Origin of the sequence: Fibrobacter intestinalis (assembly GCF_900167415.1) — a bacterium.
Taxonomy (GTDB): Bacteria; Fibrobacterota; Fibrobacteria; order Fibrobacterales; family Fibrobacteraceae; genus Hallerella; species Hallerella intestinalis.
On sequence record NZ_FUWU01000014.1, the window covers coordinates 1 to 3,829 of the forward strand.

The following is a 3,829-nucleotide window of genomic DNA, read 5'->3' on the forward strand; positions in this document are numbered from 1 at the left end:
CGTAGGAATCCTAACCCCGGCAAGCGGATTTCCCTGCCAGGACATGTTCCAACCTGTCCCCTTTTTTGCTCGGCGGCGGCTCCGAGTCGGGAAAAAGTGCCGTTTAAGACTTCATCCCGAAATGTTTTTTTCGCAGAAGCGCACTTCTGCGAAAAAAAGAAAGACGCAATGATTTACGCACCGGCAAAGGATTGAAATGGACGAAATTCGCTCGATCGCAGACTGGATTGAATGCCTGAACCACTACAAACATTACGGGCTGGACGCGTACGGGAACCGTCGTTCGGGTGTGCGCTATTATTTTCGTGGGGAAGGAAAGGATTTCGGGAGTACGGGAGCGACGCCGGGCATCGGCAGAAGAAACATGAAAAAAGAAGCGAAGCTGTTTCGCGAAACGGAACGCCGCATTCCGGACGAGTTCGCCAAATGCAAATCGACCTTTGAACGCCTGGTGCTCATGCAACATTACGGGATTCCGACCCGTCTTTTGGACATTACGACCAGCGCCCTGCAATCCCTGTTTTTCGCTTGCTACATCGACCCCGATTACGGCATGACCGAAAAGGAATTCGGCAATGCGGATGGCGTCATCTATGTCTATGAAGTGCCGGACCACAAAATCAAGAATTTCCATTCGGACGCGGTGAGCGTCGTCGCCAACATCGCCGTTTACGACTACAAGGAGGGGCTGGACATCCGAAACCTCCGGGCAGACGAAGAAAACAACCGCAAGGCGTTCAATACGGATTCAAAAATCCAGCACCTGGTCCATGAAATCCGGGCGGAAAAGCCCTATTTCGAAAAATGGATAGACAAAAAGGATATGGAGAGCATTTTTTGCGTCCACCCGCTACTGGACAACCCCCGCGTCCGAGCGCAGCAGGGGGCGTTCCTGATTTACGGAATGGATGGCGACAGGACAAAGCTCGCCCAGTGGAAAGACGACCCGCAGGACGGAATGATCCGGCGAAAGGTCAGGGTCCCCGCACAGGCGAAGAAGCGTCTGCTGGAAGAGTTGGAAATGCTGGGAATGACGCCGGACGTGGTGTATCCGGACTGGAAGGGAACCCGGCTAAGATTGAACTCGGAAGATTTTTGGAACGAGTAATTGTCAAAAGGAGAAGGGATGCCTTATAAAATCGAATGCTACGTGAAAACCCTGTCTTCGGATGGTTCGTTTACCATTCGGGGCGTGGACGGCTACTACCTGGAGCGCGGTGAAAAGGCGTATAATGTGTTTTGGGGAGAAAGAGACAATAAAAACGAAAACGACAAAGCCGAACTGAAGGAAATTTCTGACAAATTTAAGGTCCCTACAGATGGGTGCCAGTGGGAGTATCAAATACTGCTGACTGCCAAAAGCAATAACCAAAAGATTCTGGTAGAAGTGGATGATGGGAAATTCAATGATAGCCCCGTAGAGATTCATAAAATCACTTTAGAATAGGAGAGCCTGTAATGAATGAAAATACTCCACAAACGTCGCAAACTTATTTCATTGACGCAATGGTCACAAAATTTTCGGTAGAGGGCAAAAAAAATTTGCTTTCAAATCCGAGGGACGGAAAACCATCTTTATCGGGAAAAGAAAGAAGGCGAAGAGGAGAAATTCGATGAATACAATGTATTCGTCAATATGAAAAAAGAGCCCATAGAGACACAATCAGAAAAACTCGGACAAGAAATACAAAAAACAGATGCGAACCTTTATGATGTGAAGTATTCTTTTCATCTAGAGCAAAACTACCCCAATGCCTTGCTGATTTCGGGTGCGTTCTTTTCTAGGCGAAAAATTCGGTTGGAAACGGATGACGATTTCAAAGTGAAAAAAGTTTCCGCCGATGGGGACGACTTTTAGATGTAGGGCTGGAATATGGACAACATTTTTACTGTTATCGCTGGATTTTTTAGCGGTTCCCTGTTCACGGCTTTAGTGACCAAGAGCACTTCCGACAACAGCATTCGGGTGGACAACATCACCAAAGAACGCAAGAAATGGCGGGACGATTTGAGGGACGGCTTGCAGGCGTTGCACCGACTGTATCAGCGAACCACTTTACCGAAATCGGGTAAGCAACCCGAAGAAGACAAATTCCCGGTCGTATTCCATTCTTATCATGAAGCTAAATGCTTCTTTCAATGTCGCTTGAATCCGAATGATGAAGAGGATAGAAAGATTCTTGACGAGTTGGAGGAATTGCAGCAGAAGAAAAATTTTCTTACCCTAAAAAACATCGATTCTGCCGTTTCCACTCTTTTGAAATTTGACTGGGACAGGGCGAAGTATGAGTCAACACCCCACTTTATTGGAAAGTTGTTCTTGATTTTGCTCAGTTTGGTTGTGGCTTTTTACATTATTTTCAAAGGTTGCTTAAGCGATAAACTAGCTGCCTTTAAAGATTATTTGGCGTTGTGTTGCAGTGTGCTTGTCTTTTTAATGACTGCGGTTGCCATTTATGGAATCATCAGCTTTGTTGTGGACAAACTAATTCGTTGTCATAAAGATGCAGAATGTTTTTGTCAATTTTTGAATTTGCCGTATAGAAAACCGCCCTCTGAATATTCTGAAAGCAAAGACGACAAAAACGAAAAAGACAATGATTGCTGCAGCTTTTGGCGAGTCATGTCCGCTTTAATGCTCTTCGGGCTAATCTGCTTATTTGGGTTCGGTGCTTATATGAAAAGCGAATCTTCAAATAGCCAGTCAGAAAAAAAAGCCATCGTCGTCGATTGAAATAAACGAAACAAAAACTTTTTCTGTCGCTGGGGATATTCAAATGCAGATTTCCCCCGATTCCGTGAAATTTCAAAATAAGGAGAAATAACCCATGAGATACACCAAAATACTCCTCTTTCTGTTGGTGGCGGCGATACAGGCCTTTGCCGCCTGGACGGGCGGCACCAGCGAACCCGAATCGACCCGAAAAATCGGCGGGAAGATTTTTTACGAGATTACCACGCCAGAGGAGCTTGCCTGGTTTGCCTTGCAGGTGAATAGCGGCAGCACGGCAATCAACGCGGTTCTTGCCAACGACATTGTGTTTGGGCGAGATACGGCAAGCTTGGCATCAGTGAGTTGGATCCCGATTGGCAAGGACACCTCCACGGCGTTTGAAGGCGTTCTAGATGGGCGGGGATTTGCAATTTATGGGATGAATGTCCGGGATTCCAGTACAAAAACGACGGACACGCTGAACTTGGGGCTTTTTGGCGTGATTGCCCGCGACGGCTGGGTGCAGAACCTGTCTTTGCGGAGGGCTTCCGTTTACGCCAACGATTCGATGAGCAATGCGGGATTGATAGCAGGCTTTAGCCGGGGAAACCTGCGAAACATTTCGGCGGCGGGTTCGGTAACTTCGGCAAAGGGAAATTATCACGGAGGAAGCGCAGGGGGAATAGCCGGGCGGGTTTCGGGCGTGATGGACTCCGTTTCCTTTATGGGCGATTCTGTTCAGTCGAAGCGTTATGTCGGGGGAATTGTGGGATATGCAACGGATTCGCTGACCATCAGCAACTCCACGAACACGGGGGCGGTGAGCAACGCAAGCGGATGCTCCGGAGGCTTCGTGGGCTACGTCTCTTCCAACAGCACGGTGACCATCAGCAGCTCCCAAAACAGCGGAAACGTAAGCGCAAACTCCAGCTCCGACTCCTACTCCGGCGGTTTCGTGGGCTACGTCTCTTCCAACAGCACGGTGGCCATCAGCAACTCCACGAACACGGGGGCGGTGAGCACCTCCACCTCCTCCTACTCCTACTCCTACTCCTACTCCGGTGGTTTCGTGGGCTACGCCTCTTCCAGCAGCACGGTGACCATCAGCAACTCCAC

Annotated in this window: 5 protein-coding genes; all 5 read left to right on the forward strand. The window is 48.6% G+C overall.

The annotated features are described in order from the left end of the window. Nucleotides 1-196 precede the first annotated feature (196 nt). Entirely contained in the window at nucleotides 197-1,108 is a 912-nt protein-coding gene (locus tag B5D40_RS05260; RefSeq protein ID WP_078776064.1) for an FRG domain-containing protein, read from the forward strand. An 18-nt stretch (nucleotides 1,109-1,126) separates the two neighbouring features. After that, the gene (locus B5D40_RS05265) at nucleotides 1,127-1,447 is read left to right on the forward strand and encodes a hypothetical protein (RefSeq protein WP_078776065.1); all 321 of its coding nucleotides are present in this window, start codon (nucleotides 1,127-1,129) and stop codon (nucleotides 1,445-1,447) included. A 189-nt stretch (nucleotides 1,448-1,636) separates the two neighbouring features. After that, nucleotides 1,637-1,858 (forward strand): hypothetical protein, encoded by a 222-nt coding sequence (locus tag B5D40_RS05270; RefSeq protein WP_078776066.1) that lies wholly within the window; start codon nucleotides 1,637-1,639, stop codon nucleotides 1,856-1,858. Between the two features lie 15 nt (nucleotides 1,859-1,873). Continuing rightward, complete coding sequence (locus B5D40_RS05275) at nucleotides 1,874-2,734, forward strand: hypothetical protein (RefSeq protein WP_078776067.1); 861 nt, start codon at nucleotides 1,874-1,876, stop codon at nucleotides 2,732-2,734. A 94-nt stretch (nucleotides 2,735-2,828) separates the two neighbouring features. Next, nucleotides 2,829-3,829, forward strand: a 1,001-nt coding sequence (locus B5D40_RS15580; RefSeq protein ID WP_327077731.1) for a GLUG motif-containing protein, incomplete at its 3' end; no start/stop codon positions are given.